A 2,821-nucleotide genomic window follows, 5' to 3' on the forward strand; every position below is an offset into this window, starting at 1 on the left:
CGGCGTAGCCGGTGCGGGGTCCGACGACCAGGTGGCCGCCGGCCTCGGCGTACCGGAGCAGCCACGCGAGGTCCGCGTCGGACGCGGGGTAGTAGCCGGCCGCGACGAGCACCGGGTGGGCGCCGACGACGGCCGCCGGGTCCTCCGCGAACAGGTAGCGCGGCCGGACCACGCGCACCTGCAGGCCCGCGTCGAACGCGCCCCGGTAGAACGCGCTGACGATCCGGGGGTAGCTGTTCGGGTCCGCCGTGCCGTCGGGCTTCTGCAGCGGCGGCTGGGCGGCGAGCGCGAAGCGCGACTCGGTGGACGACAGGATCGCGATGTCGGAGTCGGGGACGGCGTCCGCCAGCTCCCCGCCCACGCGAGCGAGCTCCGCGCCCAGCAGCGCGAGCTCCCGGTACGGCCGGCCGGGCACCCCGCTGTGCGGCAGGACGCCGCCCCAGTAGGTCTCGGCGCCGTAGTGCAGCGTGTGCCAGTGCCAGTACTCGACCATCCGGGCACCGCGCGCGACGAGCGCCCAGGCCGACTGCCGCCACTGGCCGGGGTAGGCGGGGTTGTTGGTGCTGGGGCCGCCGATGGACTGCGCATTGGTCTCCGTGACCAGGAACGGCTCGCCGCGGCTGGAGAACATGGCGTCGCCCACCTGGAACAGCGCCCACGTGCCGTGCGCGGTCCAGAACTGCGGCACGGTCGACGTGCTCGGGTGCGCCAGCGAGTCCTGCATCCCGTAGTACGCGTTCCCGCTGGTCACGTCCAGGACGGAGGCCAGGTCGACGTCCTCCAGCGCCGGGCGGTCGTACGCGATGCACGTGGTCACCCACTGATCGGGCCGGGCCAGCGCGCGGACAGCCTTCGCCTGCCAGTCGATCATCTCGGTGGTCAGCGACGCCTGGAACCGGCGCCACGCCAGGTCGTACTGCGGCTGCACGTTCCCGWCGGGGGTCCACAGGTCCGCCCACGTGGACAGCCGGTGCGACCAGTACACGAGCCCCCACTCCCGGTTCAGCGTCTCCACGTCCCCGTACGTGTGCCGCAGGTGGTCGACGAAGCGCTGGAACACCCCCCGGTTGTGCAGCAGGTGCAGCCCCGGCTCGTTGTCCACCTGGAACCCGACGACCGCGGGGTGGTCCCGGTACCGCTCGACGATCCGGGTGAGGATCCGCTCGGCGTGGAACCGGAACGCGGGGTGCGTGATGTCGGTCTCCTGCCGGGCGCCCCAGCCCATCGGCTGACCCGTGCGGAGCTCGCCCGCGACCTCCGGGTACCGGCGGACCAGCCACATCGGGAGCGCGTACGTGGGCGTGCCCAGCACCACGTCGATGCCGCGCGCGTGCGCCCCGTCGAGGACGGGCTCGAGCCAGTCGAGCTCGAACCGGCCCTCGTCGGGCTCCCACGTGGACCACACCGACTCCCCGACGCGGATCACCGAGAACCCCGCCGCCTGCATCAGGTCGAGGTCGCGCTCCAGGGTCTCGGGATGGGGGTCGTCGCCCGGCCCCGCGTACTCGTAGTAGTACGCGGCGCCGAAGCGGACTCCATCGTGCTGGGCAGCCATGTGACTCTCTCCGTGGTGGTGCGGGCTCTTCGCTGTGCTGGTGGGGACCGTCAGCGCCCTGGGGGTGGTGCGGCCGTCGTCTCCCGGACCACGAGCTCGACCGGGACGTTCTCGCGGCGGTCCTGCCGCCGCGGGTTCTCGATGGCGTCGATGAGCATCCCGACGCCGAAGGTGGCCAGGTGACCGAGGTCCTGGCGGATGGTGGTCAGCGCCCGTGCCAGGTAGGCGGCCTCGGGCACGTCGTCGAAGCCGACGACGCTCACGTCCCCCGGCACGTCCCGGCCGGCCTCCATGAACGCGCGCAGCAGGCCGATCGCCATCTGGTCGTTCGCGACGAACACCGCGGTGACCGTCGGGTCGGCCGCCAGGTGCACGCCGGCCTCGTACCCCGAGCGCGCACTCCAGTCGCCCAGGAGCACGGGCGGCTGCGGGGCGCCGGCAGACTCGAGCATCGAGCGCCAGCCGTCCGTGCGCAGCCCGCTGGACCGCCAGCCAGCGGGACCGGAGACGTGGTGCACCGTGCGGTGGCCCAGGCCGAGCAGGTGCTTCACCGCCTGCCGACCGCCCGACGCCTGGTCCGCGTCGGCGACGACCTCGTTGGCCGAGATGCCGTACCGGCCGGACAGGCTGAGCACCGGGAGGTCTCCGATGGCACCGGGCGCCAGGCTGAACGGGCCGACCGGCTCGTTGACCACGATGCCGTCCACGCCCTGGTCGACGAGCTCGTGCAGGGACCTGGTGATCGACTCCGGCTCGTCCTCGAGGGTGTTGATGACCGACATCGAGTAGCGGGCGCTGCGGATGGCGTGCTCCGCGGCGACCATCAGCGCCGACGGGCCGTAGTCGGTGGATCCGACCGAGAGGACGCCGATGGTCCGGCTGCGGCCGAGCACGAGGTTGCGGGCCGCGCGGTTGGGCCGGTAGCCCAACGCGGTGATCGCCTGGTGCACCCGGCCGCRGACCTCGGCACTCACGTGCGGGTCCCCGTTGATCACCCGGGACACCGTCTTCTGCGACACCCCGGCAGCGCGGGCCACGTCCATCGCCACGACCGGACGGGGCTTGCTGGTGACGGTGCGGTCAGTCACGGCGAGGTCCCCTTCGCGACGGCGGTGTCGGATGACTACGCAGTCAACGCCACGCCTGACTACGTAGTCAAGCGAGCCAGGTCATCGGAGTGCAACGGCTTAGTGCCGCCGCGGCGACCCGAGCGCAACCGCAGCCACGGTCCGCGTGCGGTCCCGCTGGGTCGCGCGCGCGAGTTCG

At 72.8% G+C, this 2,821-nt stretch carries 2 protein-coding genes; both read right to left on the reverse strand.

The features are described from left to right. A partial coding sequence (locus tag AC1DUQ_RS20160) for a beta-galactosidase (protein WP_477074463.1) occupies nucleotides 1–1,555 on the reverse strand: 1,555 nt, incomplete at its 3' end. A 50-nt stretch (nucleotides 1,556–1,605) separates the two neighbouring features. Continuing rightward, nucleotides 1,606–2,643: a LacI family DNA-binding transcriptional regulator gene (locus tag AC1DUQ_RS20165; protein WP_477074464.1), complete on the reverse strand. Its 1,038-nt coding sequence runs from the start codon at nucleotides 2,641–2,643 to the stop codon at nucleotides 1,606–1,608. Nucleotides 2,644–2,821: the final 178 nt, after the last annotated feature.

It is taken from the genome of Cellulomonas sp. P4_B5_2 (genome assembly GCF_056402235.1).